Genomic DNA, 26,178 nt, shown 5'->3' with positions numbered 1-26,178 from the left:
GCAGAAGGAAGACACTCATGCTTATTTCCAGAATATTCGTAGCGACCGCCGCTCTTCTGGTATCCGCACCGGCCATCGCAGATGACGTCAAGGTTAGTATCGGCATATCGGGATGGACCGGGTTTGCGCCGCTCACGCTCGCAGACCAGGCCGGCATCTTCAAGAAGAACGGCCTCGATGTGACGATCAAGAAAATCCCGCAGAAGGATCGGCATCTGGCCATTGCGTCGGGGGACGTGCAGTGCGCGGCAACCACCGTCGAAACCTGGATTTCCTGGAATGCCAACGGTGTGGCGACCAAGCAGATCTTCCAGCTCGACAAGAGCTACGGCGCCGATGGCATGGCAACACGAAACGATATCGCTTCGATCAAGGATCTGAAGGGAAAAACGGTCGCCGCGTCGGTGCCCGGCACCTCTCCTTATTTCGCCCTGGCCTGGATGCTCAAAAAGAACGGCCTGTCGGTCAAGGACGTAATCGTGGCGAATATGGAGCCAGCGGCGGCTGCGCAAGCATTCGTGGCCGGTCAGAACGATGCAGCCATGACCTATGAGCCTTACCTTTCCACGGTGCGCGCGGCGCCGGACAAGGGCAAGATCATCGCCACCACGCTCGACTACCCGATGGTCATGGACACGTTCGGTTGCACGCCGAAATTCCTGACGGAAAATCCAAAGGCGGCGCAAGCACTGGCCAACAGCTATTTCGAGGCCGTCACGATGATCGAAAAGGACCAGGCCAGGTCGTACGACATCATGGGCGCCGATGTGAAGCAGTCCGGAGAGCAGTTCGGAAACTCGGCGAAATATCTGCGCTGGCAGGACAAGGCTGCGAACCAGAAGTTCTTCGTGGGCGAATTCCAGACCTTTACCAAGGAGGCTGCAGACCTGTTGCTCGAGATCGGCATCATCAAATCGGTTCCGAAGATCGACGACCTCTATGATGCGAGCTTCATCAAATAGAACTGGTCGGCTGTGTCGGTCCTGCTTGCTCACGCGTGGAAGCGGGACCGGCCGCGATTTGAGGAATATTTCCCGTGATGCGTCCCCTCGATCCCGTGACATCGAAGCAGCGCGTGGCCTATGGCTTTGCGTTCTTCGTCCTGTTCGTTGCCCTATGGGCCTGGGTGACCTTCGGTGGTTACGTGTCGAAGACGTTTCTAGCCAACCCGCTGGCCATGCTTCACGAAGGATGGGAACTCCTTGTAAAATACGGATTCCTGCTCGACATCGGCATGACGATATGGCGGGTTGTCGGCGGCTTTGCGCTGGCTGCCATCATCGCGGTGCCGCTCGGCGTTGTGATGGGTGCCTACAAGCCGATCGAGGCCTTCCTGGAGCCGTTCGTCTCGTTTGCCCGGTATCTGCCCGCCTCCGCCTTCATCCCGCTGTTGATCTTGTGGGCGGGCATCGGCGAGTTGCAGAAACTGCTGGTGATTTTTATCGGCGCAGTGTTCCAGATTATCCTGATGGTCGCTGTCAACGTCGGAAACACCAGGCGCGACCTTGTTGAAGCAGCCTATACGCTAGGCGCCAGCGACAACGGCATCATCCGCCGCGTGTTGCTACCCTCGTCTGCCCCCGAGATCGCGGAGATCCTTCGGCTCGTTCTGGGTTGGGCATGGACCTACGTGATCGTCGCCGAACTCATCGGATCATCGTCGGGCATCGGCCACATGATCACCGACAGCCAGGCGCTGCTAAACACCGGCCAGATCATCTTTGGCATCATTGTCATCGGACTGATCGGTCTCGTGTCAGATTTCCTATTCAAGGCCTTCAACGCCTGGCTGTTTCCATGGAAATTGGCATGACCGAGCTGAAGATAGATCAGGTCTCTCGTACTTTCCCCGCGCGGCAGGGCAATGTGCCGACGCGGGCCCTGGAACCGACCGATCTCAGCGTCGGCAACAATGACTTCGTCACCATCCTCGGCCCCTCGGGCTGCGGAAAATCCACGCTGCTCCGCATCGTCGCCGGGCTTGACCGGCCGACGAGCGGGCGGGTCATTCTCGACGGGCAAGAGGTAGCCGGACCCGGCGCGGATCGCGGCATGGTGTTTCAGTCGTACACGCTTTTTCCTTGGCTAACCGTGCGCGACAACATCGCTTTTGGCCTGCGTGAGCGCGGAATTTCCGAAGTGGATCGGGGCAAGATCGCCGACGGCTTTATCCATCGGGTTGGTTTATCAGGCTTTGAGAATCACTGGCCCAAGCAACTTTCCGGCGGGATGCAGCAACGCACGGCTATCGCCCGTGCCCTCGCCAACGATCCCAAGATCCTGTTGCTGGACGAGCCGTTCGGTGCGCTCGATAATCAAACCCGGGTGCTAATGCAGGAAATGCTGCTCGGCATCTGGGAACGCGACCAGAAGACCGTGCTGTTCGTTACCCATGACATTGAAGAAGCCATCTTCCTCGGCAGTCGCGTCATCGTCATGAGCGCCCGTCCTGGCCGCATCAAGACCGAAATCGCGATCGATCTGCCGCATCCCCGGTCATACAAGATCAAAACGGCCTCCGAATTTGTCAGGCTGAAAGAACGGCTAGTCGAAGAAATCCGTGCCGAGGCGTTGAAGGTTACAGTTGATGCCTGACAGCCGCTCGCGTCTCGACGGAACTCCTGTCCGACTGCGGCACCGGGAGTCCAAACTTCCACGCCATAGCGCGGGGGCTATTTCACTGGGCTTCGAAGATCAGCGGCGAGACGTGGAATGCATCGACCAGTAGCTCCTACGAAACCAGTGCCACCATTGCCAGAACCCCGCCGATGTAGGTCTGGCCGAAACGCGCCAGATGCGATGGGCCCAGGATAGCGTGATCGGCGCTCTTTTGACGGCCTCTTCACTCATGATGGAACGCCAGCTCAAACTCCCGTCGCGATCAGAAATACTGATCCGTCATAAAAGAATATTGGGAGTAGCGGGCCGCGTTATCCCCCGGCCCCCCGTGCATCACGGAGATCTACTCTCAAATGGGCGCTCGCGGCCGACGCTTCATGAGTCTTCGCAACATGGCTGAGGCAGGAATTTTGGCATGGACCGCCTGACGAGCATCGAGGTTTACGCCAGGATCGTCAGCAACAAAACCTGTTTCGTTTAAGATGGCGCACGCTGCGCGCCAAAGTCAGATCAACAGCAAGTCGATTGCAGGGACCGTTCCAGCTCCTGAAATCGAAGGGATCATTGAGGATACGGTTCGGCGAAAGCTTTACGAACAAGACACCCCGACGGAAGCAGTCTGGGATCGGATCGAACGTGCAGTTGTCAGTGCGAAAAGTATTCGCGTCACGCTAAGTTCAAATGGCACCGACGCCGCACTTCCGGAAACGATCAATATTCCCTGGACCTCCAAAAAGCCCAATCGTCCCGACACTTCGACCTTAGCTCCCAGTCGAGGGCCCGACCAGAAGCTGCTGCAGGCATTTGTCCGCGCACAGGCGTGGCTGTCTGATCTTGCAAGTAATCGCTCTTCTTCCATCGAAGAGTTGGCAAGCAATGCGGATATCCATCCCAAAGTGATGCGCGAGGCACTCAAGCTGGCGTTTCTGGCTCCCGATATCGTGACTTCCATATTCGCGGGCGAAGCGATGGTCGAACTTGCGGATTTGCGAAATGTCTCCACCCTGAGCTGGCGAAGCCAACGAGAAGAACTACATCATAGGCGGACACAGCACTCCAATTGAACCTCCTCACCTTTGAAGAAATTCGTGCTCATTTTTCTGCTTCTGTTGGTAGGACCGATCGCCGTCTCCGCGGCCAATTATCTGCTCGGCGATCGTCGCGAAAACTGGCAATCGGCAGATCGCTCGAGCGCCGGGCTGCTCCCTAAGCCGGCGGACAATCCTGACGCCCTCATCCGTGTTTTTGCTGCCCGAACAGTCCGCTGGCGCGGGATCTTTGCGGTTCACACCTGGATCGTTATGAAGGAGCGCGGCGCATCTCGGTACTCTCGCTATGATTATACGGCTCTGGGGCGAACCAATCCGTATCGACGGTTTTGCGGCTGACGGACGCTGGTTCGGCGCCGTGCCCGAAGCAGTCGTTAGCCTGGAGGGAGACAAAGCGGAGCAATTGATCCCCAAGATTCGCTCCGTGGTGGAGAATTACAAGTTTCGAGCCAACGGTGACTATCGTCCGTGGCCAGGACCGAACTCAAACACATTTATCCAAGCGATCCTGGACGCCGTTCCAGAGATAAACGCCGTGCTGCCGCCCACCGCTATCGGCAAGGATTATCCTTACCGCGGCGATTGGTTTGGTTTGACGCCTTCGGGAACTGGTGCATTCGTTTCATTGGGTGGTTATCTCGGTCTAACGATCGGTTGGATTGAGGGCTTCGAGCTAAACTTCTTCGGTGCAGTTCTGGGTCTCGATATAAGGCGGCCGGCATTGAAGCTCCCAGGCATCGGCCGTATCGGAATGCCTTTCGCTCAATCCTGACAGCAACATCTCCTCTGCGCCCGTTAGCGAAAATTGGAATGCTTAGATGCCGAGCCGCGAACTGTTGTTTTATTGAAATAGCTATAGTGCTTCGTTCGTCTGAGCCCGACGCTCTAAAGAGAGCGGGTCGCCCCTGCCCCGATCGCAGGATCATGGTTGAGGACGCTCCGGAGCACAACGTTTCAAATCCAGACAGCGAGGCAGGCCATGGTCAAACCGTTTCCGTCCAAGACCCACATCGGCAACCACATGCTGCATCCCGAAACGCTCATGCTGAATTACGGCTACGACCCGCAATTGTCGGAAGGAGCTGTCAAACCACCAGTCTTTCTGACTTCGACCTTCGTTTTCAGGACCGCGGAAGACGGACAGGACTTCTTTGATTACGTCTCGGGTCGGCGTGAGCCTCCCGAGGGGATGGGTGCTGGCCTAGTTTATTCGCGGTTCAATCATCCTAACAGCGAGATCGTCGAGGACAGACTCTCCGTCTATGAGCGAACCGAGAAATGCGCATTATTTTCGTCCGGCATGGCGGCGATTGCGACCACGATCCTCGCGTTCGTCCGTCCTGGCGATGTCATTCTGCACTCTCAACCGCTCTATGGCGGGACGGAAACTCTGTTTGCAAGAACACTGGCGGGGCTCTCCATCGGTGCGGTCGGCTTCGCCGACGGTATCGACGAAGCCGCAGTCAGGTTGGCAGCGGAGGATGCCATGCGCAAAGGCCGTGTGGCGATGATCTTCATCGAAACTCCGGCAAATCCCACCAACGGCCTGGTCGACATCGCGATGGTCCGCCGCATCGCCGAGATGATCGGCCAAGCTCAGAGACACAGGCCGATCATCGCATGCGACAATACCCTGCTCGGACCGGTGTTTCAGCGGCCAATCGAACACGGCGCGGACCTCTCCTTGTACTCGCTGACCAATATGTCGGCGGGCATTCCGATCTGATCGCCGGCGCCGCACTCGGCCCAAAAGCCCTGATGAAAGACGTCAAAGCGTTGCGAGGCGCCATCGGCACACAACTGGACCCCCACACATGCTGGATGATCAGCCGATCACTCGAAACACTCAGCATCCGCATGGAAAAGGCCGACAGAAATGCGCGGCTCGTCGCGGATTACCTGCGCGACCACGCCAAAGTGGCGAAAGTCCATTACCTTGCTCACCTCGAAGACGCCTCCCTCGCCGGTCGGGTTTTTGCGAGGCAATGCAGCGGCGCGGGCTCCACGTTCTCGTTCGACATTGTCGGCGGCCAAGCCGCCGCTTTCAAATTCTTGAACGCACTCCAAATCTTTAAGCTCGCGGTGAGCCTGGGCGGCACCGAGTCCCTCGCTAGCTTGCCCGCAAGTATGACCCACTCCGGCGTTCCAGCTGACATCCGCCAAAAAATCGGCGTCCTCGACTCCACGATCCGGCTATCGATTGGCATCGAACACCCGTCCGATCTGATCGCCGACGTGGCCCAGGCTTTGAACGAGGCGTAGCATCGATCGAGCGTCATTGAACGCAATGCCCCCTTATCCCCCTTATCTCAGCAAGCTTTTTGTCTTAGGCGGTCCGCACAACACGTTCGACCAACGCCTGCACCGCTGGCGTATAGGTCGCCAATTCTCTCGACCGAAACTCCTCGTTGTTCCGGAAGTAGTTTCGATGGGCGAGCATCTGAAGTCTTATATTTTCGATCCAAATCGCGTCATTTTTGGCGATCCTCTATTGCCCAAAGGAAGTAACCGACGAACCAGGTGTATGCTTCGAACCTTTCGCTCGTCTTGTCGATCTTGCCGGAAGCGAGGTCGGGGTTCTCGAAGGCCAATTTCAGGTATTCGCGAAACGTCACCTTGGCGGTCGTTTCACGCTGACTATTTCGATTTAGCCTTAGCTGACGCCACGCGACGCCTACGGCAATAGCGGCAACAATCGGCGTGAACCCCGGCGCGATCTTCGCCCAAACCACAAGTATTTCCCACATCCGCAACAGCTCCAGCCCGCGATCGCTGCGAAAGTTAAACCAAAATCTTTATCGGATCGAGGCGGTAGCCCGGGCAGCGTTCACCGTGGAAAGCAAATCAAGCCCCAGGTAGCTGACAAGCAGCCTGCGTTACCCCAACTCGGCTGGTCGTTGGCAGGCGCAGCGCAATATGCGCGCATCAGCTGATCGCAGAAGCACTCTGTTTGTGTTAGCGGACACCGCAGACGGAGCATTCAGAGACACTGTGGGGAGTGCGGCCCCTGGGCAGCAGTTCTGATCGCACAAAGCCTCCACCAATAGTCTCCGCAAAACGGGAATATTCGCGAACATGGCCGGAGACTTTCGGCCGTTGGCGCTCCAAAATCAGCGAATTGGGAGCCTGGAGACGAAATAGAATTCGCGAAAAGCCCCTATTTTCGGCCCTTTTTCATGTTTTTTTAGAACCATAGCTGAGCACCGGAATGCTTGGCTGAGCACGGAGGATTCGAACTGCGATATTCCCAGTTTGCAAACTCTCTTTGAAATATCGGGCGAATTTCAAACAATTCCTGGAAACCGCGGGCTGGAGACTTTCGGAACTATCTTTCCCATCTTACGGGAACGTAGGAGACCTAATAAGCGCTGCTTGGTTTGACCTTGCGGGCTCGACCAGTTTAGCGAGCTGGAGAGATGCAGCGGCCCTCGTTTTCCAACGATCGGGGATTTCTCGTTACGAACGCAGGCATAGCGACAGCCGCCTACACATTGTCATCCTGGTCGTCAGCCATATAAGATTCCGGCCGGGAGGAGGCACGCCCGTGGAGACGGGCGGCCGAGAAGGTCATGTTCGAAGGACACGATCCTTATCTCGTCGCGCTCTCGGTGGTGATCGCGATCCTGGGAGGTTACACCGGCTTCGGCCTCGCGGCACGCATCCGCGGGACGCCGGGCGTGAGCCGTCGCGTACTGCTGTCCGGCGCGGCTGGCTTCCTTGCGATCGGCATCTGGACCATGCATTTCGTCGGCGTGCTGGCGGCGCCGATTCCAGCCGATACCGTCTACCTCGTGCTTCCTACCATCGTCTCGTTCCTGATCTGCGCGCTAGTGGTCGGTGTATCCCTGTTTTTCCTGAGCATCGGCGAGCCGTCGTTGCGGCGCGTGATCTCCTCGGCGGTGCTGCTCGGGGCCGGCATCGTCAGCATGCATTATGTCGGCATTCACGGCCTGGCTGGCGATTTCGCGATTTTGCACGATAACGCGATGGTCTTGCTGTCGATTCTGATCGCGATAGCCGCGGCTTATGGTGGCCTGCGCGCATTCCTCGCGCGCCAGGACGGCGTCCGATTGACTTTAAGCGCGATCGCATTCGGTATCGCGGTATCCGGCATGCACTACACCGCGATGCACGGCATGCATTTCGTTCCGAGCCCGGAATTAGCCCATCATCAGCTTGCCGGGGGACTAGCCGCGTCGCCGCAAATCCTCTCGGTGATCGTGGCCGTACTGTGTTTCGTGATCGCAGCGGGCTTCTTGTTGTCGCTAGTACCGGATCCGCGCCGGCAAACGGTCAGCTCCGCCCTTCCTGTCGATCCCGCCGCGGAAACAACCCTCGCGGTCGCGTCGCCGGATGCGGGAGGTGCCCCGAGCTTCCCGCGCCTGACATCGGCCCCGCTCGGCGGTCTCGGCCAGCCGCCGCGCCCTGCCCCCGCGCCCAGATTGCCGGTGGAAGGCGCCGACGGCACGCATTTCATCGAGACGGCCGACGTGCGCAGCGTCCGGGCCGATGCTCATTATACAATGGTGCATGACGGCACCCGCGAGCGAATGTGCCCGTGGTCAATCTCGGAAGCCGAGGCGCAACTCGATCCCGGACTATTCGTCCGGGTGCACCGCAGCCATATTGTGGCGATTCCGCACGTCACTTTCGTGCGCAAGGAAGGCGACGGCGCTGTGATCGAACTCGATGGCCAGTCGCCGCATCGCGTTCCCGTGAGCCGCGCCAAGATCGCCGAGGTCAGGGCCCGTTTGGGCCTCGCCAGGCGCAATCATCAGCTCGGATAGGTCGCAAAGCCTGACGCATTTCGTGCGCGCCAGTCCGTAGTTCGTGCGAATTCCCTTAACCGGTGACGAAGCCGTCGCCGACGTCTTGTTTGTGAAAAATTCCGAGCAGAGCCTCCAGCGAACGTCTGTTTTCAAAATATAAAAGTCGCATGGAGGAAACGATGATCCCTGGCCCGTTCAGCTATCACCGGCCGGCGACCTTGACCGATGCCGTGAAATTACTCTCGACCTTGGGTGAGGACGCCCACCCCCTCGCTGGTGGCCACAGTCTGGTCCCGATGATGAAGCTTCGGCTCGCCACCCCCGAACATCTGGTCGATCTGCACGGCATCGACGGCCTAAAGGGCATCCGCCGCGACGGCAACACAATCGTGATCGGCGCAATGACCACCCAGCATGAACTGTTGGCGTCGGAGGACATCGCCAAATACCTGCGGATCCTGCACGAGACCGCGCTTTTGATCGCGGACCCTCAGGTGCGCTACCGTGGCACGATCGGCGGCAACGTCGCCAACGGCGATCCCGGCAACGACATGCCGGCGCTGATGATGACGCTCAGTGCCAGCTATCGGCTTGAAGGCGCTAGCGGCGCGCGCGAGATTGCGGCCAGCGAGTTCTATCAGGGTGCCTATTTCACCGCGCTCGAGCCTGGCGAGATCCTGACCGCGATCTCGATTCCGCTGCCTGCGACAGGCCACGGCTACGCCTACGAGAAACTGAAACGAAAGGTCGGCGACTACGCCACGGCCGCTGCCGCCGTGGTGCTGACGATGGCAGACGGCAAGGTCGCCTCCTGCGCGATCGGCCTGACCAATCTGCACGAAACGCCATTGCTCGCGAGCGACGCGGCCAGGGCCGTGATCGGAACTAGCCTTGACGTGGCGACGCTGAAGAAAGCCGCGGCGGCCGCGGAGGCGATCATGTCGCCGGCCGCGGATGCCCGCGGGCCGGTCGAATACCGCAAGCATGTCGGCGGCATCATGGTGACGCGGGCGCTGCAACGCGCCGCTTCTCGCGCGAAATGAGGGGAGAGGAACAATGGCAAAGACCCACGTGACCATGAAGGTGAACGGCGTCGAGGTCGAAGGCCTCGTCGAACCGCGCACGCTGCTGGTGCATTTCCTGCGCGAAAATCTGTCGCTCACCGGCACCCATATCGGGTGCGAGACCACCCATTGCGGTGCCTGTACCGTCGATCTCGACGGCATGTCGGTGAAGAGCTGCACTGTGTTCGCAGTACAGGCCCAAGGCTCTGAGATTCTGACGATCGAAGGTATGGCGAATGCCGACGGCACACTGTCGGCGCTGCAGGAAGGTTTCCGCATGATGCACGGCCTGCAGTGTGGCTTCTGCACGCCGGGTATGATCGTGCGCGCGCAGCGGCTGCTCCAGGAGAACTCACGGCCGTCGGAAGAAGAAATCCGGATTGGCATCTCGGGCAATATCTGCCGGTGCACCGGCTACCAGAACATCGTCAAGGCAATCCAGTACGCCGCCGACAAAATCAATGGCGTTGAATTCAAGGAGGCCGCGGAATGAACGACCTGACTCCCACGCGGGAACAACGTACCGCCGCCCTCGAAGGTATGGGCTGCAAGCGCAAGCGCGTCGAGGATGCCCGCTTCACACAAGGCAAGGGCAATTATGTCGATGACGTCAAACTGCCGGGCATGCTGCACGGCGACTTTGTCAGATCGCCACATGCACATGCGCGGGTGAAATCGATCAACAGTGAAGAGGCGCTGAAGGTGCCGGGTGTGTTAGCTGTGATCACCGCCGAGACGCTGAAGACGGTCAACCTCGCCTGGATGCCGACCTTGGCCGGCGACGTGCAGATGGTTTTGGCCGACGGCAAGGTGCTGTTCCAGAACCAGGAGGTCGCGTTTGTGGTCGCCACCGACCGATATGCCGCCGATGACGGCATCAACAAGGTGGTGGTCGAATACGAGCCGCTGCCGGTGGTGATCGATCCGTTCAAGGCGATGGACAAGGACGCGCCGGTGCTGCGCGAGGATCTCGCCGGCAAGACGTCAGGCGCGCACGGGCCGCGCAAACATCACAACCACATCTTCGAGTGGACCGTCGGCGACAAGGACCTGACCGACGCCGCGTTCCGCAAGGCGGAGGTCACGATCAAGGAGATGATCTCCTATCACCGCACCCATCCGTCGCCGCTGGAGACCTGCCAGTGCGTGTGTTCGTTCGACAAGATCGGGGGCGAGCTGACGATCTGGGGCACATTCCAAGCGCCCCATGTGATCCGAACCGTAGTGGCGCTGATCGCAAAGTTACCGGAACAGAAGATCCACGTGATTTCGCCCGACGTCGGCGGCGGGTTCGGCAACAAGGTCGGCGCCTATCCCGGCTATATCTGTGCCGCGGTGGCTTCGATCGTCACCGGCAAACCCGTCAAATGGGTTGAGGACCGCATCGAGAACCTGACCGCCACGTCGTTTGCGCGCGATTACCACATGACCACCGAAATCGCTGCGACCAAGGAGGGCAAGGTCACCGGTCTTCGCGTTCACGTGCTCGCTGATCACGGTGCGTTCGACGCCTGCGCCGATCCGTCGAAATGGCCGGCGGGCTTCTTCAACATCGTCACCGGCTCCTACGACTTCCCAACCGCGCATCTGTCGGTGGACGGCATCTACACCAACAAGGCGCCGGGCGGCGTTGCCTATCGCTGCTCGTTCCGGGTGACGGAGGCGGCCTACTGCATCGAGCGCGGCATGGATATCCTGGCGCAGAAGCTCGGAATCGATCCGGCCGAACTGCGGTTGAGGAATTTCATCAAGAAGGAGCAGTTCCCGTATCATTCCGCACTGGGCTGGGAATATGATTCCGGCGATTACCACACCGCCATGAAGAAGATGATGGAGACGATCGACTATGCCGGCCTGCGCAAGCAGCAGGCGGCGCAGCGCGAAGCCTACAAGCGCGGCCAGACGCGCGAGATCATGGGCCTCGGAGTCTCCTTCTTCACCGAAATCGTGGGCGCCGGTCCCTCGAAGAATTGCGACATTCTAGGGATTGCGATGTTCGATTCCTGCGAAATCAGGCTGCATCCCACCGGCGCGGGCACTGCCCGGGTCGGCACGAAAAGCACCGGCCAGGGTCACGAGACCACCTGGGCGCAGATCATCGCCACCGAGATTGGCCTTCCCGCCGATAATATCATGGTCGAGGAAGGCAACACCGATACCGCGCCCTACGGGCTCGGCACTTACGGCTCACGTTCGACGCCGGTGGCCGGCGCTGCGATTGCCATGGCCGCGCGCAAGATCAAGGCCAAGGCACAGATGATCGCCGCCTACAAACTCGAGGTGCACGAGGGCGACCTCGAATGGGATATCGACGGTTTTCGCGTCAAAGGCCTGCCCGAGAAGACGATGTCGATGAAGGACATCTGCTGGGCGGCCTACAACTCGGTGCCGCCGGGCATGGAGCCGGGGCTGGAGGCGGTGAGCTATTACGACCCGCCCAACATGACCTATCCGTTCGGCGCCTATATCTGCGTGATGACCATCGACGTCGATACCGGGGTCTACAAGATCAAGCGCTTCTATGCGCTGGACGATTGCGGCACCCGCATCAACCCGATGATCATCGAGGGCCAGGTCCATGGTGGACTGACCGAAGCGTTTGCCATCGCGATGGGCCAGGAGATTCGTTACGACCCCGAAGGAAACGTGGTCACCGGCTCGTTCATGGACTTCTTCATGCCGACCGCTGTGGAGACGCCGCATTGGGAGACCGACTTCACCGTGACGCCGTCGCCACATCACCCGATCGGCGCCAAAGGCATCGGCGAGAGTCCGAATGTCGGCGGGGTGCCGGCGTTCTCCAACGCCGTCAACGACGCCTTCTCGTTCCTGGGAAGTACTCACATCCAGATGCCGCATGACTATTGGCGCAACTGGCAGGCGGCAAAGAGTTTGGGAGTGTTCGCATAACGATGAAGAATCGCGAGGAGATCGCGCAGGCGCTCGCCGCTAGCGGCTATATCGCCGACGGGGAGCTTGCGACCGCGATCTCGCTGATGCAATTGCTGCGGCGGCCGCTGCTACTCGAAGGTGAAGCGGGCGTCGGCAAAACCGAAGTGGCGAAGGCGCTCGCCGCGGCGCATTCGACCGAGCTCATCCGGCTGCAATGCTATGAAGGGCTCGATCAATCGGCCGCACTTTATGAATGGAACTACCAGCGGCAGTTACTCTCGATCCAGGCCCACCGCGGCGAGGACGCCGACGCGATCGAGGACCAAATTTTTTCGGAGAAATACCTGCTTGAAAGACCGTTGCTGGCGGCGATCCGGCGCAACAAGCCGCCGGTGCTTCTGATCGACGAGATCGATCGCGCCGATGATGAATTCGAGGCGTTCCTGCTCGAATTGTTGTCGGATTTTCAGGTCTCGATCCCGGAGCTTGGGACGATCTCGGCCAGCACGATTCCGCATGTGGTCCTGACCTCCAACGGCACGCGTGAATTGTCCGATGCGCTGCGCCGACGCTGTCTCTATCATTATGTCGATTATCCCGACGTCGATCGCGAGGCCCGCATCATCGTAGCGAGGATCAATGGCGCCTCGGCGTCGCTATCGCTGCAGATCGCACGCGTGGTCGAAGGCATCCGCAAAGAAGAACTCCGCAAGGTGCCGGGTGTCGCGGAGACGCTGGACTGGGCCGCGGCGCTGGTCGGAATCGGCGTGCACGATCTGCGCGAGGCCCCCGAGAGGGTGCATGATACCTTGATGTGCCTTCTCAAGACCCACGAAGACAAGTCGCGCCTGACGCGCGAGGTCACCGAACGCCTGTTAGGGAAAGTCGCATGAGCTGTTGCGGCGCCAGCCCAGATTTTGACGAGATCGACGAGGTCTCCCGTCTTGTTGCTGGAAAACTCACGGCGTTCCTGAAGACCCTGCGCGAGGCTGGCTTCGCCATCGGCCTGCAGGAGGGGCAGGACGCTGCGGCCTTGATGGCTGAAGGCTATGCCGAAAAGCCGGGGCTGCTGCGATCAGCCTTCAGGCATTTGTTCTCAGCGCGCAAATCCGACTGGGAAAACTTCGACGGGCTGTTCGACGCTTTCTGGCTCGGAAAACGCGTGCGGTCGCGGTCGACGACCACGGGCTCGGCGAAGGCCGCCAGCAGCCCCTCGCTGAAGAGTTTGCAGGACAGAAAATCGCAACCGGCCGCAGGAGGGGCGGCCACCGATCAGATTCCCGCGCCCGATGACGCCGGTGAGGATCGCAATGGCGAAGGGCGCAAGGAAGGCGCATCGCGCGCCGAGAACCTCACCGACGTCGACTTCCGCAAGATGGCCGATCCCGAGCAGATCGAGCAGGCGCACGAAGTGGCGGCACGGCTCGCCAGGACCATGCGCGCGCGGTTAACGCGGCGTGACCTGGCACGGCGACGCGGTTACCGGCTCGATCTACGGCGAACCATTCACAGCAATATCAGCCATGGCGGCGTGCCGATCTCGCTCGTCAAGCGACAGCGCAAGGAAAAGCCGCTGCGGCTTGTCATGCTGCTCGACGCCTCCGGCTCGATGAGTATGTATACCGGCGTGTTCCTGCGCTTCATCCACGGCGTGCTGGATGAGTTCCGCGAGGCCGAGGCGTTCTTGTTCCACACCCGGCTCGTTTACGTCTCCGACGCGATGAAGGAAAAGGATGCAAGCCGCGCGCTCGATCGCCTCTCGATCATGGCGCAGGGCGCGGGCGGCGGTACCAGGATTGGCGAAAGCTTGCAGACCTTCAATCGCTGGCATGCCGCGCGGGTGCTGCATTCGCGCTCCTGCGTGATGATCGTGTCCGATGGTTACGAGACCGGCGACGCAAGGCTGCTCGGCCGCGAGATGGCGGCGCTTGCGAAACGCTGCCGCCGTATCGTCTGGCTCAATCCGATGATGGCGTGGGAGGGCTATGCGCCGGAAGCTGCAGGCATCAAGGCCGCGCTGCCGCACATCGATCTGTATGCACCTGCGAATACGCTCAAAAGCCTGATCGCGCTAGAACCTTATCTGGCGAAGTTGTGAGTTTGGGAGTGCCGCCCATGACCAAGCATATTGAAGTGATGGATCTTGTGGCCCAGATGAAGGCTGCCGAGCAAACCTTTGTGCTCGCCACCGTGGTGCGCACGGTGTCGGTGACCGCAGCAAAGGCCGGGGCGAAGGCGATCATCCGTCCCGACGGAACGATTGTGGCGGGTTGGATCGGCGGCGGCTGCGCCCGTGGTGCGGTGCTCAAGGCCGCGCGCGATGCGCTCGCCGATGGTGAACCGCGCATGGTTTCGGTGCAGCCGGAAAATCTGTTGGTCGAGCTCGGCGTCAAGGCCGGCGAGAATCGCGACGGCGTGCGTTTTGCGAGGAACATGTGCCCGAGCAAGGGCACCATGGACGTGTTCGTCGAGCCGGTGCTGCCACATCCCTCCCTCGTCATCCTCGGCGGCAGCCCGGTGGCGCTGTCGCTTGCCGCGCAGGCCCGTCAGCTCGGCTACCACGTCACCATCGCGGTGCCGGCGGCCGATTTGCAGGAGACCCCGGACGCCGACATGTTGGTCGATGGCTTTGCGCTCGGAAAGCTTACCGAAGCTCGGCGTTTCATCGTGGTCTCGACACAGGGCAAGGGCGACGAAGCCGCGTTGCGGACGGCGGTGAAAACCGAAGCTTCCTATCATGCCTTCGTTGGCAGCCGCCGCAAGATGGAGGCGCTGCGCGGAAAGCTAATCGCGGAAGGTATCGACGCCGCGGTCATCGACCGCATCAAGGCCCCGGCCGGTCTCGATCTTGGCGCCATCACACCAGAGGAAATCGCGATGTCGATCCTGGCCGAGATCACGGCGGAGCGACGGCGCGGACAACGGATGTCCAACAACCACACGGCGTAGCTCTCGGCTGAAGCGCCAATGCTCTTTTCGTGTTGACTCAATTCGCAACAGGTTGGTGCGAAGAGCCACACCTTGACGACCAAGTCAAAATCAACCGTGCGTTCTTTAGATAACCGGTCTGGTTTGGTCATTTTAAGGGACAAAACCGACTGCCGTCCCATCGCGCAGTGCAGATCGAAGCAGTCTCTGCGCAGAGTCTCCCGAAAACGGGAATATTACGAAGCTAGGCCGGAGACTTTCAGCGATTTCTCGCGAAGGTTGCCATTTTTCCGGACACGGAGACGACGCGTAAAATGCAAGAATGCCCGTATTTGGCGGGCTTTTTGTGATACGGTTGCCAACTATCTTAAGTTGAGCGAATGCCTGGCTGGCGACGCAGTACAGATCGCACCGGTCTCCAGCCAAATTCCCTGCAAACAGGGAATTTTACAGGGAAAATCGCGATTTCCAGCCCTTAGGCGGCAGCTTTAGATCATGAAACCGCTATGCCGCAGGGGCTTTTCAGCGGATTCCCTAAGCAAATTATCAGGGAATTTTTTCCGCAGAACAGGGAAATCCACGCGGAAAACAGGGATTTTTCATCCGCGTTGCGCACGTCCTGATCGTCCATTGGTGGCTTTTGGGACTTCTTCTTTGAGGAGTCGAAGATAATTTCTGTGCATCGTGACGGGCCAGCGCGACCCTTCCCATATGATACGCAAGCTGTTTGGATACTGCGTTTGTCCGACGATCGTACCCTGCTTTCCGGAGTCTCGAGGGTGACGAGAGCGACCAAGCTCGCTCAGATGGACGCGCTCTCCCTTTGAAAGTTTTCGCTCTTCTTCATTCAATTTGGAGCAACATGAACTCATGACTGCATCGCGCCTCGTTCCTATGAGCAAGATGATCCGAGAAGAAGGCCGCTTGCAAAGCCGTTTAGTTTAGTATTCTGGCTTTCGAACCATCAGAACTGGTAGCGCAGACCGACGGTGGGGTCGTAGGCGGATAATTTGTTTACGCCTGGCGTCGCGAGAAGGAAGCCGCTGATAAGACCGTTCTGCGCCTGCGACCGAACCCTATCGTTCCAGCGCCAAGTTCAGAATTTGGACGTTTGTTCCTAAAAGTGGGATTAGGACATCTCCAAACTCAGAGGGCACTACAGTTTTCAGAACCGGCTACGGGGGTCGCAGGCCAACACCGCTCCCCGGTGCAGCCGACCACAGGCCCCACTTCGTGCGGGCCATTTCGTTGCGCCCATCATCCCCGATGGTGGGTTCGCAGGAACGATCTGTCCCGCGCCGGCTTACCTCCTATGCGTCTGGAGGATTCCATGCGGCATATGACCCGGGAGCGGCTTACTCGAAACGTCGTCGGCGCGCTAATGGCGATGGTGCTGGCTACCAGCGCTTTGTTCGGCGTCGCGCGCCACTTCGCAGGCTGAACCTGCGAGCGGCCTTTGCCTTTGTGTTCAGCCAGAGTCAGCGCATCATCGCCGTGCATAAGGAACTGTGACTAGCCCCGCTGAAAGGCGGGGCCTTTCGTTCCGCCCGTCCCCGACGGGTTAGCCCATCAGTCTAGCGGACCCAGCGCGCCCGTCAGGGTGGCGCGCCGGGCCCTGTCGAACGCCAAACTAACGCTGCGCGACTGCCTCAACTCGAATCTGATTTCGGGACCGTCGGTTTTCTCAATACTCCACGAGGCGAGAGCAACCATCATGAAGACCGTGGCGAAGGCCAATGTGGTGATGCTCGCCACGAGGTAGAACTTCGAAGCTGAATAATACATGGACCACTCACGCTGAAAACCTACCCAGGACCAGCACGAATCGTGCGTCACTGAGTCGCCCGGCGAGTTCGTGGCAAGCAAGTGGCATTTTCCAGGACCGCTTGTGATGGAATGGCAGCACGAGGTATTGTCGGCGTCGCGAATACAAAGCCGGGAATCATCGCATGCTGACAGTATCCGACCCCTTCGGATAGACGCGACCAACCACGCATGACCCCGCATGTTCGCCGCGCGCGGGGTCTTTCGTTTGCGGCATCGGCTATAGTGGAAGTGGGGGCTGAGCCGAGGCAACCTAAAGGATCAATTCTCTTTTAGGAACCAAGGTCGGAACCCACGAGCGCTGCCGTATTTGGTCATTTGCGTTACCCGAACCAAAGGGAGGAACGCATGACGAAATTCGGATTGATTGGAGCGGCCGCTCTTTCGCTTCTTCTGGCGACGCCGGCGATGGCAATGCACGGCCACCACCACTACGGTTACTTTCACGCGCTCAAGTTTCGGTTCGGCTCGACTTACGGAGCCTACGGCTTCCACTACCGGGGCGACTCCGCCCGCCGAAATACCTTTAACTGATCTCGGCGGCGCTAAGTATCTCGCCCGCGCGGCCTGTTGCCGGTCGGCACGTCCTACAGCGCGGTGCAGGAGGCTACAGCATGCTCGAGGGCCACCGTCGTTACGCGACGTGTAGGTGGCCGACGTGCGTACCGACGCAAACGGCCTGCTTGGCTTGGATGGTGGGCGACTCTATCGGTAGGCCGCGCATTCCCGGTCCACGAGCACCTTTTTCTGATCTATCGTGATCCCAATCACGGCCAGCAATGTGCAAGGTTTTGGTTGCGCCGCCCCCCACTGATCCGACGGCGCGATTGCCCGGCCCCGCCATAATCGCCCCTGGCGGGGCCTTCCTTTCGATATTGCCGGTTTCAGCACCGCCCGGCGCTTGTCCTCGTTGGTGGTACGGCCACATCGTGTCCGGCCTGTAACGGGAATGGCATGATGCCGGTCAAACAACCGACGCGACCAGGCGTGCGGATATATCCACCTCACTGCAAGGAGTGCCTCGGCAAGGGACGGATCGCCGACTGACTGAGGTGTCAGCCGGTGACCGACGCCCGCGAAGGCGCCAACACGATCTGTCCATCATCATCTGATCAGACGTGACCACCAATCGGCGAGGAATCTGCGAAGGTTCGCCTTGCGCCGTCCTACCGCGGGATCGCGCTACCCAGAAGGCCCCGCACCGCACCCCATCACGGTGACAGGGCCCGCCGCCGGCCCCGCTGCCACCTGCCTGCCTTGCGCTGTGGTGGTGGGGCCCCCGAGGGAGGAAGAACACAATGCCGTTTCGAACCGTCGTCTTGATTGCCGCCTCAGTTATCCTTGGCGTCGCGTGTACCGCGACTGAAGTCTTTGCTCGCGCCCCGGTAGGGACAACTCACCACCATCGCCAGGGCACCGTCCATCATCGCGGTCACAAGCCGCCCGTGACCGCTGGAGTCTCTCCGTACTGCTGGCCGTACGACTACAGCTACGACCCCGCCCATTATTGCGGCGCGAGCTACATTGTCAGTTGGTGAACTCGGCCGCGCGCTTTAGAAACCGTTAGGAACTATGACAATTCGGTAAGTTGCTTGCCCAAGGGGCAGTCCTTCGCTCAAGAAGAGAGACGATAAAATCACTGCTGCTTCATTGCTGGTAGGCATTTCTATCCCTCATTGTTGATCTGGCTCAGGCCTGGTCTCGCATCTGACGAAACATCGCATTCACGTCCGAAAGGCGAAGCTTCCTCTCGTGCGGTCCCTGTAGTTCTTTGAGAATGTTAAGCTGGCGCACGGCGATCACATCGCGCTTGAGGCCGTCATCCTCAGCGAAAAAGGCTTGCATGTCCTTGATGAAGGCGGGGGCAATCGCGGGCGGGAGATCAAGCCGATTGCGCATCACCGCGAGAGCTTTACTTTTTCGTTGCGCCTCTGCTGTCTCCGCGAGTTTGAGCCATTCTGAGGCAACCTTCAACCATACCGCTTTGTCCAGCGGACCCGTCATCTTCTCAGCTATGCCTACGGCTTCTTGGGCTCGCTTCCGGCAATCAGCGGCGGCGTCCATCAGTCACAGAACAACACATCGCTCGCACTCGGCACAACCGTTAAAGTGACGATTAAGCGGCAGTCGCCTATGATTAGTTGGCTCGGGCTTCGTACGGCCCGCAGATCGGTGAATCGCCCAACGTTTCGTAGGACTCGACAATGTCGTCAGCCGTCGCAACCCTGATCACGCACTCCCGCACTGAGTTGCCGATGCGCCAGGTGTAGATCTTTTGCCTGTTGACGGTTTGCTGACCATCGGGATTGCCGAGTTGGGCAGTGACTACGCTGAGCGGCTTGCCTTTGAAATCGTTTCTTGCCTTCACGTCGGGCAAGGAAAGGTTTGGCATCGCGCCGCATCCGGCAAGCGCCAAAGCCGCGAAGATCACGAAGTTCCGTTGAACTGCCATTGATGTTTGTCGCCCTGCGAAATTTGCTTCCATCAGACTTCTCTAGCAAGGCGAGACCACGCGCTGTTTCCCATGTTGCTGACATCTCGCAGATTATCTAGCGGCTTTCGGTGGTCGCCTCGACCATCGAAACTGCTTCAGCAGCTCGCCCATGCGACGAACGGCGCCGTCGCGGTGACGTCAGATATCGGTGTCGTATAATCTTTAGGCCTCGAATATTTAATCCTGCTAGGCCGCCTCAGTTGTCGGCACCCCTTCCCCCCGCGTCCAGCGATTGCTCCGCCGCGCGTGCATCGTCCTCACTTAGTAAACGCGCGATTTCATTGAAATAGTACCGTCGCCAGCACGTTCTGAGGCTGGCAAGAAATTCAAGGTCGCTTGCTGTGAGCATCAACATGGCAACGCCAACCTAAAATACTTGAATTTCGCAAATTTGCTCATTGTCGGTCTCCGGTCTCAGCGTCTGCGAACGCTGCTACCTCAAAGACCGATCCTTGAACCTCGATATTCCATCGGACTGCTTCTGTGGTATCGCCGCGTATTTCCGCGCGCGATCGGCTTGCTATTGATCACCGACCGGAACGCCAGAGCGCTCGCCGACGGTGCCGACATGCACGTCGCTATAAGAGACGTGCCAAACCTCGCGGCGGGAGTCGTCGGAGCGGCGGCGGGTGAGGGCTGGCATAGCCCATGATCCCGCCGATCGGCCGCGGAGGGAAGCCGCTAGACTGAGGCTATGAGCCATCCTCGGCAAGCCCCGGGGTAGAGACCTACGGAAGTCTACGACGGCGATGCCACCCGCCGGTATTCCAAGCGGGTGGCATCTGGTCGGAATATCTGAAGGAATTGCACAAAAGAAATTTAGGCGGGGACCAAGAAAAGGATTGCCAAATTCACATCACTGATCGGCAACCCTTCATTCGATGAAATGAGCAGCGCCGCTTCCGGCAGCTCTCGCCGCTTTCAGGCTTCGAGATCGGCGAACTCAGAGCGGAGTTCTGGTGCCTTCTCAAGGCCGGCTAGCTCGAAGAAAAGTTCCCGTGCCAACCCAATATCCCATTCGATTGCGCTCTCGGTTTCGAGCCAGTCGAACCCCATCACACAATGCAAAAGGACCCAGACCTTTGCAGCTTTCGCAGCAGAGCTTGAAGCTGGAATCGTCCACATCTGCTTTACGAGAGCTTCGATCTCGTCATGGAATGGGTTGCTGAGCCTTACCAAGCGGTCGCGTTCCAAACTTTCTGGCATTATCTTCACTTGCTCCCAAGGGAGATTTTGCTCACGAAGGGCATTGTAGGTAATTTCGTGTAGCCGCCCGATTTCTTCGTCGTGCTCGTGCGCTTTTTCGTAAAGCGTCGAAATGCGCTCCTTCATGGCCAGCAATTTTGCGTCGTCCATCTCATCGGCCAAGGCAGCAGGCTGAGCGCCGGCAAGTGCGGCAGAGCTAATGGCAATATTCATCGCAGTTCTCCTAGTTACGCAGTGGCCCCCGGCCTGGGCCTTACTAATCGCCGGCACCCGCTCGGGTTCTGCCCCGTAGCGCGGCATCTGAGATGCACCTGCTGGACTGGTCGGAACATCGGTCTGTGAAGACAATTGATCGGCGCCCGCGGCGCTATTGCTGAAGTTCATTGGGTATTCTCCCGTGGTTAGATGACTTGCCTGCCTTGTTGCTCGCGAAGCCCGTCCTCATCGCCGATGCCGCTTTCGGCGTCGTCCTGCTCGGCATCGAATGCCGGTATGAATTCGGCAAAGGACTGGGCGTAAGACTTCTCCTGATTCACCATCCGATCGAAGCTGCCGAGCGAGGGCTCACTGTCGCCGCCCTCCTCCAGCTCGGCGTCGTCCTCGAGTTCGGTCATGACGTACTCGTCACTCGCGTCGAGAAACTCGATCAGGCGGAAAATCTCATCCCGAGCCTCCTTGCGATGACGGAGAAGGGTGTTGATAGATTCGGTACGCCTGAGTTGTTGGTGAGCGAGGGCTTGAGCATTTGTCATTGCCCGCCCCCTACGGCTTGCAATGTCCGTAGCTCTACGCGGTAGGCGGCGATCGTCGCGCGCCATGTCGCGCCGTCGATGTAGGACGCCCGCTCAATCGAGGTTTGAAGGGCTTGGATGCGCTCGGCGCGCACTTGGGCGGGAATGGCGGCGATGCGCCAGGCTTCCCTCGCCTCTTCCCATGCGCGCCTGAGAGCCCATGCAAAGCAACCGCGGCCAATGTCCTGGAATTTGATCAGCGGATGTTTGTAGGTCTGGCGGAAGATCGCCCAGGCACGCCGCATCACGGCCGCGCGGTCGATTTTGGGCATGGCTCCGCCGCTCACCGAAATGGTGTTCTTCATGGCTTGCTGCCTCAGCAAAATTCGATTACACTAAAAGTGTAATTTAGAGCGCCTATGGTGTCAACACCTCAGGCGCATTTATTTACACCTGAGGTGCAAATGATTTCGTCGGACCAAATCCGTGGGGCTCGCGCTGTACTCCGACTAAGCCAAGCAGAACTGGCGGACGGAGCTGGCGTATCGCTTGAGACGATTAAGCGTTTGGAAGCGATGGACGGCGAACTGAAGGTACGACTCGACACCTTGACGAAAATCAAGGATGCCCTGGAGAAGGCCGGCGTCGAGTTCATTCCTGAGAATGGCGGCGGCGCCGGTGTCAGATTGGCAAAGCGGGCGCGGAAAGCAAAGTGAGGTGGTAGTTAGGGATTTTCGGCGCGTCTAATCCCAAAGCCCGCGGCTAACGGTATCGCCCCTGGTGGCCGATCCATCCTCGAATACGACTTCGTCGAGCGACACGAGCCTGCTGTCACCGAATTTCGCATAATTGATCGGGAACATCGCGTTCTGCGCGCGAATAAACTCCGGGAGCCGGAGCTGCACCTGATCTCGCTGAAGGGTACCGTCAGTCAGGGCAAGGAAAATCGATCCGGCAATTTCGTCGCGGTTGGCGAGTTGCCGCGGAAGCATTGAGAGAATCTTGTGGAAGTCGTCGTTCTGACTACGAACAATTTCGATCCGCGCATGGTCGGGGTGAAGCCGAAGGCGTAGCCCTTTACTTATATTGTTTGCGGTAGAGCAAATGACAAATTGGTCGAAGGTGGGATTTTGCCTCCGGTAGAAGTTTAGTTTGCGATAGGTGAGAATCCGCGGCTTTACGATCTGATCGTGAAGCCTGCCGTGGCAAATCAAACTGAGGGTTTGACCGGCGTTCAGCGCAGCCGTCACTCGTTGGATCTGCTCTTTTGTTGGGGGCCGAGGGGCCAGATGACGACGCCTCGCGCAAGTTAGACATTTCCGCCGGCCGTTCGGTTCGAGGCTAATGTTATCTCCCGAAAGTGGATGTCCATGCACACAATGTGTGAGATTACGAAGACGCGCGCCCTTACGAAGCAGCGCTGCCCCAGCATTCGCGTCGATCAACGGACGAACTTCTCGAGCATAGTCTGGGTGATCTACGAAATATGCCTCTAGCTGCCATGCTTTTACGTTGACCGAATGGGGAGTCCGCCCCTCCCGAAGCTCGATCATCAACCGCGCTGCTCGTTCGTCAGAAAGACCTCGCACTACTGCCATGAGCCTGCTCCGTTGCACAGAATTGCGCGTGGGAAGCGGGCTCCTGAGTCGCGGCATGGCCTCGGCCGAAAATTGGCTGGCTGAAAAGATAAGGTGATGGAGTTAGGTCAAGCGCACTGCTTGTATCGAATCGACCGCCGCTAGTCTGGCCCCGGGGGCAACAATCAGAAGTTCGGAGCACCGAGCTTACCGGTTCGTAACTGAACCTGGCCCCGCCCCCAAAAGGCGGGCCGCCAGTGGAACCTACGTGGTCGATCGGGCATTACCCGGGACACTTCAACGAGGACTGGGCCATGCACCTCTCAAATCAAAGCCTGCTCGTCATCATCGTCGTCGGAATTGTTGCCGGGTGGCTCGCTGGCAGGGTCATGGAGGGAGGCGGTTTTGGGCTGGTAGGCGACTTACTCGTCGGTCTGATCGGCGCCTTCATCGGTGATTGGCTGCTACCGCGCCTTGGCATTCACTTGGGAGTCGGGATCGTCGCTCTGATCATCAACGCCTTTATCGGAGCCGTTGTGCTCTTATTGCTACTTCGATTGATTGGCGGAGGTTACCGCGGACGAGGTTGGGGACGGCGGAGGATTTAAGCCACCGGCTGAAGCGATGGACAGAGTAATTCTTTCGGCGTTTCCCAAGTCGCCAGTAGGAGATCATGCCCGACCGTCGACTCAACAGATCTAGGTGTCGGGATCGGCTTTCCGTTCGGCGATCGCTCGTTCGAGTTCGCTTGCGAGAACCCGATGGTGCTCGGCTAACCTTGCGAACAGATCCCGCTTTTCTTTGTCAGTCGCGGCATCGCTAATGCGCTTGCCTTGCACTCGACCGCATTCAGCCGGAGGCTCTCAAGGTGCTTCTGCAGGTCCTGCATGTGCGATTATCAATCATCGACCCCGCGTCCGGCGTCAAGGGAGATGCAGGTGCGCGGGCCGTGTTCGCCCTTGCTCAGCGAAAAGCCCGGCCAGAGGTGCCGGGCTGATCGCTAGTATCGATTTAAGATTTAATCGCACGGAGCAAAGCGGAATTCACAGTCTCGGTCGGTGCACTTTTGAACAGTGGGATACGATCCAGACGCCGCCGCAGGAACGTATCGCGGCTTTCCGGCATCTCCTCTGATAGCAGACGGAGACCGCCATGCCATTGTTCCATTTCAACTCTCTCACCGGGGACATGTTTTTGCCGGACCCAGCGGGAGAAGAGCTTCCGAACCTTGACGCAGCTCGCGACGTTGCCGAGCAATCGGCGAGGGAGGCGTTGATCGAAGCGGTCAAGACCGGCGACACGGCGCCAGATTGCATCCAGGTTACCGACAACGACGGCAGAGAGGTGGCGACCGTTTTTCTCGAAGACCTGCTCGATGGCTGATTGGTCGATCAAAGAGTGCATGCTTTTGGGAGCCGCCCTCGCGCTGCTCATCGTGGTGGTTGCTTATGGCAGTATGTATGCTGTCGATCATTGGCGATTTGCCTTGGGCCAAACTGGCGCGACTACTCGGGCGGTGACGCACCGGGCGATCCGATCCACTGCTCAATGGCCGCGGTGCGCTCGGTCTGATCGGCCTTGCGTAACAGGCTGTCCCGAACTGGGCCCTCGGGGCAAGCCTCCGCCCTCTGCCGTGCTAGCTTAGCCATGGCGAGCAGCCGGTCGCGGAGCGATCCAGGCGGTCTAGTGCGATTGCGGTACAACATAGCTACGTCTCCGAACTTGTCCGGGCTATGCAACGTCGAAAAGTCAAAACCGGTTCCAAAGGAGGCATGTGAGATGCTGACGTATGCGCACGGCCGACCAAGCCATCCTCCCGCGGCCGAAGACGGTAGGTCAGTCATGGCGGTCGTTTGGAACGACGCTGAGATCGACGGGCGCCGCTGAGACGCCAGCGCTGTCCCCTCGTAAAGAGTTTAATGTCTTCAAACTGGAGCTTTAAAGGCCCACCCGCGTTGAGACCTGTGACCCCGGGGGGGCCGCCGCAAACTCGGAGCTTTGGTTATGAGCAGTATACCTCTCGACCTCGAAAGAAGGTGCGAACAGCGGTGGGCTGCCAGATTTTCGGCCGCGCGCGCCCTCCGAAAGCAGCAACGCCGTGAAGGCGGCAGCAACTCGCTGCGCCCGGCAACAGCAAAAGAGAAACCCGGGCCGAAGCGGCGGGCTTGAGGTCCGTAGCGGCGGTATGTGAGCGCGGGTGCTGAAGCCCCACTGCCAATTTGTCACAGGGGGCGGCCAAGTTCCGCCGTCTTGCGGGCGTGCCGAAAACATTCTTCCGCGTAACATCCTTAAAAGGGAGGGCTCCCTTGTGGCTGCGTTGGGAAGCGTAGCTGGGAGAGTTCGATGACTGGGTTGATTGCGACGGCTGCCGGAGTGGCGAGTGCCTTCATTTTCCTGATGCATGCGATCGAGGCCTGTCGCTCGTAGAGCGAAGCGCGGGACCGAAGCCCCGCCCATAGCTAGTCAGGGGCGATGGACAGCAGCGCGAATAGAGCCTTGTTGCCTTCCAACTGAGCTGTTTCCCGCGAAGTCGCGTAGCCATGCGAAACTTCAAAGCTTTTATCGGAAATCGCCCATTTCCAGATCGTCGGCGCCAAGGCCGTCACATCAACGTCTAACAAGCGCAGGCTCGGACTGTTGGCCATTGTCTGCACATGTGCATCACGGTGCCTCATTGCTAGACGACCAGGGACCTAATTTTTTGCAGAGCGAAATGCGAATTAGATAGACTTCCGAACGCAAGAAGCGCCCTGTTGATTCATCGCCGCGCTGCCTTCTGGCTCATATCGGTGACTGAGAGTTCGGTAACGCTCCCGCCCAATCTTGGAAGGAGCAGATATGGCTCGACTTCTCGACAAATCCCCAACACTGTTCGAACGCCTCTTAGAGGAAAAGAAGCGACTCGAAACACAGTTGGGTCTAGTTGGACCCGGCGGGGCGCGAAACAAGCTTCTAGATAAGCTACGTCAACTTGACACCGCTGCGCACATCAATGAGTGGCTTTCAACGCCGGGTTTGCGCGCAC

The 26,178-nt window shown here is 59.1% G+C and carries 25 protein-coding genes and 2 pseudogenes; 17 read left to right on the top strand and 10 right to left on the bottom strand.

Annotation, left to right across the window (positions count from 1 at the left end; genetic code table 11):
* Window positions 1-17 precede the first annotated feature (17 nt).
* The 6 genes and pseudogenes from BUA38_RS28325 to BUA38_RS28300 all read left to right on the top strand — a co-directional run bounded on the left by BUA38_RS28325 (window position 18) and on the right by BUA38_RS28300 (window position 5,930).
* Window positions 18-962 (top strand): ABC transporter substrate-binding protein, encoded by a 945-nt coding sequence (locus BUA38_RS28325; RefSeq protein ID WP_072823161.1) that lies wholly within the window; start codon window positions 18-20, stop codon window positions 960-962.
* 77 nt (window positions 963-1,039) lie between these two features.
* Window positions 1,040-1,813: an ABC transporter permease gene (locus BUA38_RS28320; RefSeq protein WP_072823159.1), complete on the top strand. Its 774-nt coding sequence runs from the start codon at window positions 1,040-1,042 to the stop codon at window positions 1,811-1,813.
* Window positions 1,810-2,595, top strand: a complete 786-nt coding sequence (locus BUA38_RS28315) for an ABC transporter ATP-binding protein (protein ID WP_072826498.1) — start codon at window positions 1,810-1,812, stop codon at window positions 2,593-2,595. Before BUA38_RS28320 ends, BUA38_RS28315 begins: the two co-directional genes overlap by 4 nt.
* A gap of 506 nt (window positions 2,596-3,101) precedes the next feature.
* A complete protein-coding gene (locus tag BUA38_RS28310; RefSeq protein WP_072823157.1) occupies window positions 3,102-3,683 on the top strand; it encodes a hypothetical protein in 582 nt (193 codons plus the stop codon).
* Window positions 3,684-3,707: 24 nt separating this feature from the next.
* Window positions 3,708-4,440, top strand: a pseudogene (locus BUA38_RS28305) (DUF3750 domain-containing protein).
* Between the two features lie 207 nt (window positions 4,441-4,647).
* Window positions 4,648-5,930, top strand: a pseudogene (locus tag BUA38_RS28300) (cystathionine gamma-synthase family protein).
* A 209-nt stretch (window positions 5,931-6,139) separates the two neighbouring features.
* Here the strand turns inward: BUA38_RS28300 and BUA38_RS28295 are convergent.
* Window positions 6,140-6,415 (bottom strand): hypothetical protein, encoded by a 276-nt coding sequence (locus tag BUA38_RS28295; RefSeq protein WP_072823155.1) that lies wholly within the window; start codon window positions 6,413-6,415, stop codon window positions 6,140-6,142.
* An 822-nt stretch (window positions 6,416-7,237) separates the two neighbouring features.
* Here BUA38_RS28295 and BUA38_RS28290 point away from each other — a divergent pair.
* The 7 genes from BUA38_RS28290 (at window position 7,238) to BUA38_RS28260 (ending at window position 15,342) form a co-directional block, all read left to right on the top strand.
* The gene (locus BUA38_RS28290) at window positions 7,238-8,455 is read left to right on the top strand and encodes an MHYT domain-containing protein (RefSeq protein ID WP_072823153.1); all 1,218 of its coding nucleotides are present in this window, start codon (window positions 7,238-7,240) and stop codon (window positions 8,453-8,455) included.
* A 161-nt stretch (window positions 8,456-8,616) separates the two neighbouring features.
* Window positions 8,617-9,480, top strand: coding sequence for an FAD binding domain-containing protein (locus BUA38_RS28285; protein ID WP_072826497.1), 864 nt, complete (start codon window positions 8,617-8,619; stop codon window positions 9,478-9,480).
* A 13-nt stretch (window positions 9,481-9,493) separates the two neighbouring features.
* Entirely contained in the window at window positions 9,494-9,994 is a 501-nt protein-coding gene (locus tag BUA38_RS28280; RefSeq protein WP_072823151.1) for a (2Fe-2S)-binding protein, read from the top strand.
* Window positions 9,991-12,411, top strand: a complete 2,421-nt coding sequence (locus BUA38_RS28275; protein ID WP_072823149.1) for an aerobic carbon-monoxide dehydrogenase large subunit — start codon at window positions 9,991-9,993, stop codon at window positions 12,409-12,411. The genes BUA38_RS28280 and BUA38_RS28275 overlap by 4 nt, the downstream gene beginning before the upstream one ends.
* A 2-nt stretch (window positions 12,412-12,413) precedes the next feature.
* Window positions 12,414-13,286, top strand: coding sequence for an AAA family ATPase (locus BUA38_RS28270; protein WP_072823147.1), 873 nt, complete (start codon window positions 12,414-12,416; stop codon window positions 13,284-13,286).
* Window positions 13,283-14,491, top strand: coding sequence for a vWA domain-containing protein (locus BUA38_RS28265; RefSeq protein ID WP_072823145.1), 1,209 nt, complete (start codon window positions 13,283-13,285; stop codon window positions 14,489-14,491). Before BUA38_RS28270 ends, BUA38_RS28265 begins: the two co-directional genes overlap by 4 nt.
* A 17-nt stretch (window positions 14,492-14,508) precedes the next feature.
* Window positions 14,509-15,342 (top strand): XdhC family protein, encoded by an 834-nt coding sequence (locus BUA38_RS28260; protein WP_072823144.1) that lies wholly within the window; start codon window positions 14,509-14,511, stop codon window positions 15,340-15,342.
* A 1,548-nt stretch (window positions 15,343-16,890) separates the two neighbouring features.
* Here the strand turns inward: BUA38_RS28260 and BUA38_RS37705 are convergent.
* On the bottom strand, window positions 16,891-17,106 hold the full coding sequence (locus BUA38_RS37705) for a hypothetical protein (RefSeq protein WP_072823143.1): 216 nt from the start codon (window positions 17,104-17,106) through the stop codon (window positions 16,891-16,893).
* A 387-nt stretch (window positions 17,107-17,493) separates the two neighbouring features.
* On the opposite strand from BUA38_RS37705, the gene BUA38_RS28250 reads away from it, so the two are divergent.
* Window positions 17,494-17,679 (top strand): hypothetical protein, encoded by a 186-nt coding sequence (locus BUA38_RS28250; protein ID WP_072823141.1) that lies wholly within the window; start codon window positions 17,494-17,496, stop codon window positions 17,677-17,679.
* 1,155 nt (window positions 17,680-18,834) lie between these two features.
* Here the strand turns inward: BUA38_RS28250 and BUA38_RS28245 are convergent.
* From BUA38_RS28245 to BUA38_RS28225, 6 genes are all read right to left on the bottom strand, one after another.
* A complete protein-coding gene (locus BUA38_RS28245) occupies window positions 18,835-19,149 on the bottom strand; it encodes a hypothetical protein (RefSeq protein WP_244553076.1) in 315 nt (104 codons plus the stop codon).
* A gap of 133 nt (window positions 19,150-19,282) precedes the next feature.
* On the bottom strand, window positions 19,283-19,630 hold the full coding sequence (locus BUA38_RS28240; RefSeq protein ID WP_156898778.1) for a hypothetical protein: 348 nt from the start codon (window positions 19,628-19,630) through the stop codon (window positions 19,283-19,285).
* Between the two features lie 529 nt (window positions 19,631-20,159).
* Window positions 20,160-20,282, bottom strand: coding sequence for a hypothetical protein (locus BUA38_RS38545; protein WP_276328145.1), 123 nt, complete (start codon window positions 20,280-20,282; stop codon window positions 20,160-20,162).
* A 278-nt stretch (window positions 20,283-20,560) separates the two neighbouring features.
* A complete protein-coding gene (locus BUA38_RS28235) occupies window positions 20,561-21,229 on the bottom strand; it encodes a hypothetical protein (RefSeq protein ID WP_156898777.1) in 669 nt (222 codons plus the stop codon).
* A 17-nt stretch (window positions 21,230-21,246) separates the two neighbouring features.
* Complete coding sequence (locus tag BUA38_RS28230) at window positions 21,247-21,597, bottom strand: hypothetical protein (protein ID WP_072823136.1); 351 nt, start codon at window positions 21,595-21,597, stop codon at window positions 21,247-21,249.
* On the bottom strand, window positions 21,594-21,941 hold the full coding sequence (locus BUA38_RS28225; protein ID WP_244553075.1) for a hypothetical protein: 348 nt from the start codon (window positions 21,939-21,941) through the stop codon (window positions 21,594-21,596). The genes BUA38_RS28230 and BUA38_RS28225 overlap by 4 nt, the downstream gene beginning before the upstream one ends.
* Before the next feature lie 99 nt (window positions 21,942-22,040).
* On the opposite strand from BUA38_RS28225, the gene BUA38_RS28220 reads away from it, so the two are divergent.
* The gene (locus BUA38_RS28220; protein WP_072826494.1) at window positions 22,041-22,292 is read left to right on the top strand and encodes a helix-turn-helix domain-containing protein; all 252 of its coding nucleotides are present in this window, start codon (window positions 22,041-22,043) and stop codon (window positions 22,290-22,292) included.
* Between the two features lie 27 nt (window positions 22,293-22,319).
* On the opposite strand, the gene BUA38_RS28215 is transcribed toward BUA38_RS28220, so the two are convergent.
* Entirely contained in the window at window positions 22,320-22,826 is a 507-nt protein-coding gene (locus BUA38_RS28215) for a hypothetical protein (RefSeq protein WP_072823134.1), read from the bottom strand.
* Between the two features lie 641 nt (window positions 22,827-23,467).
* Here BUA38_RS28215 and BUA38_RS28210 point away from each other — a divergent pair.
* Together BUA38_RS28210 and BUA38_RS28200 are read left to right on the top strand one after the other, a co-directional pair.
* Window positions 23,468-23,761 (top strand): GlsB/YeaQ/YmgE family stress response membrane protein, encoded by a 294-nt coding sequence (locus BUA38_RS28210; protein WP_072823132.1) that lies wholly within the window; start codon window positions 23,468-23,470, stop codon window positions 23,759-23,761.
* Window positions 23,762-24,305: 544 nt separating this feature from the next.
* Window positions 24,306-24,536 carry a DUF6894 family protein gene (locus BUA38_RS28200; RefSeq protein ID WP_072823130.1) on the top strand — a complete coding sequence of 77 codons (231 nt, stop codon included), beginning with the start codon at window positions 24,306-24,308 and terminating at the stop codon, window positions 24,534-24,536.
* Between the two features lie 1,076 nt (window positions 24,537-25,612).
* On the opposite strand, the gene BUA38_RS28190 is transcribed toward BUA38_RS28200, so the two are convergent.
* Window positions 25,613-25,798, bottom strand: a complete 186-nt coding sequence (locus tag BUA38_RS28190; protein WP_156898776.1) for a hypothetical protein — start codon at window positions 25,796-25,798, stop codon at window positions 25,613-25,615.
* Window positions 25,799-26,178: the final 380 nt, after the last annotated feature.

Source organism: Bradyrhizobium erythrophlei, from assembly GCF_900142985.1.
In the GTDB taxonomy this organism is placed as follows: Bacteria; Pseudomonadota; Alphaproteobacteria; order Rhizobiales; family Xanthobacteraceae; genus Bradyrhizobium; species Bradyrhizobium erythrophlei_B.
This window is presented reverse-complemented; position numbering and strand designations above follow the sequence as displayed.

What these genes read in the sequence shown, in the direction of transcription:
- BUA38_RS28325 (WP_072823161.1), top strand. Translation starts at nt 18, where the DNA reads ATGCTTATTTCCAGAATATTCGTAGCGACCGCCGCTCTTCTGGTATCC.
- BUA38_RS28320 (WP_072823159.1), top strand. Translation starts at nt 1,040, where the DNA reads ATGCGTCCCCTCGATCCCGTGACATCGAAGCAGCGCGTGGCCTATGGC.
- BUA38_RS28315 (WP_072826498.1), top strand. Translation starts at nt 1,810, where the DNA reads ATGACCGAGCTGAAGATAGATCAGGTCTCTCGTACTTTCCCCGCGCGG.
- BUA38_RS28310 (WP_072823157.1), top strand. Translation starts at nt 3,102, where the DNA reads ATGGCGCACGCTGCGCGCCAAAGTCAGATCAACAGCAAGTCGATTGCA.
- BUA38_RS28295 (WP_072823155.1), bottom strand. Translation starts at nt 6,415, where the DNA reads ATGTGGGAAATACTTGTGGTTTGGGCGAAGATCGCGCCGGGGTTCACG.
- BUA38_RS28290 (WP_072823153.1), top strand. Translation starts at nt 7,238, where the DNA reads ATGTTCGAAGGACACGATCCTTATCTCGTCGCGCTCTCGGTGGTGATC.
- BUA38_RS28285 (WP_072826497.1), top strand. Translation starts at nt 8,617, where the DNA reads ATGATCCCTGGCCCGTTCAGCTATCACCGGCCGGCGACCTTGACCGAT.
- BUA38_RS28280 (WP_072823151.1), top strand. Translation starts at nt 9,494, where the DNA reads ATGGCAAAGACCCACGTGACCATGAAGGTGAACGGCGTCGAGGTCGAA.
- BUA38_RS28275 (WP_072823149.1), top strand. Translation starts at nt 9,991, where the DNA reads ATGAACGACCTGACTCCCACGCGGGAACAACGTACCGCCGCCCTCGAA.
- BUA38_RS28270 (WP_072823147.1), top strand. Translation starts at nt 12,414, where the DNA reads ATGAAGAATCGCGAGGAGATCGCGCAGGCGCTCGCCGCTAGCGGCTAT.
- BUA38_RS28265 (WP_072823145.1), top strand. Translation starts at nt 13,283, where the DNA reads ATGAGCTGTTGCGGCGCCAGCCCAGATTTTGACGAGATCGACGAGGTC.
- BUA38_RS28260 (WP_072823144.1), top strand. Translation starts at nt 14,509, where the DNA reads ATGACCAAGCATATTGAAGTGATGGATCTTGTGGCCCAGATGAAGGCT.
- BUA38_RS37705 (WP_072823143.1), bottom strand. Translation starts at nt 17,106, where the DNA reads ATGTATTATTCAGCTTCGAAGTTCTACCTCGTGGCGAGCATCACCACA.
- BUA38_RS28250 (WP_072823141.1), top strand. Translation starts at nt 17,494, where the DNA reads ATGACGAAATTCGGATTGATTGGAGCGGCCGCTCTTTCGCTTCTTCTG.
- BUA38_RS28245 (WP_244553076.1), bottom strand. Translation starts at nt 19,149, where the DNA reads ATGACGGGTCCGCTGGACAAAGCGGTATGGTTGAAGGTTGCCTCAGAA.
- BUA38_RS28240 (WP_156898778.1), bottom strand. Translation starts at nt 19,630, where the DNA reads ATGGAAGCAAATTTCGCAGGGCGACAAACATCAATGGCAGTTCAACGG.
- BUA38_RS38545 (WP_276328145.1), bottom strand. Translation starts at nt 20,282, where the DNA reads ATGCCAGCCCTCACCCGCCGCCGCTCCGACGACTCCCGCCGCGAGGTT.
- BUA38_RS28235 (WP_156898777.1), bottom strand. Translation starts at nt 21,229, where the DNA reads ATGAACTTCAGCAATAGCGCCGCGGGCGCCGATCAATTGTCTTCACAG.
- BUA38_RS28230 (WP_072823136.1), bottom strand. Translation starts at nt 21,597, where the DNA reads ATGACAAATGCTCAAGCCCTCGCTCACCAACAACTCAGGCGTACCGAA.
- BUA38_RS28225 (WP_244553075.1), bottom strand. Translation starts at nt 21,941, where the DNA reads ATGAAGAACACCATTTCGGTGAGCGGCGGAGCCATGCCCAAAATCGAC.
- BUA38_RS28220 (WP_072826494.1), top strand. Translation starts at nt 22,041, where the DNA reads ATGATTTCGTCGGACCAAATCCGTGGGGCTCGCGCTGTACTCCGACTA.
- BUA38_RS28210 (WP_072823132.1), top strand. Translation starts at nt 23,468, where the DNA reads ATGCACCTCTCAAATCAAAGCCTGCTCGTCATCATCGTCGTCGGAATT.
- BUA38_RS28200 (WP_072823130.1), top strand. Translation starts at nt 24,306, where the DNA reads ATGCCATTGTTCCATTTCAACTCTCTCACCGGGGACATGTTTTTGCCG.
- BUA38_RS28190 (WP_156898776.1), bottom strand. Translation starts at nt 25,798, where the DNA reads ATGGCCAACAGTCCGAGCCTGCGCTTGTTAGACGTTGATGTGACGGCC.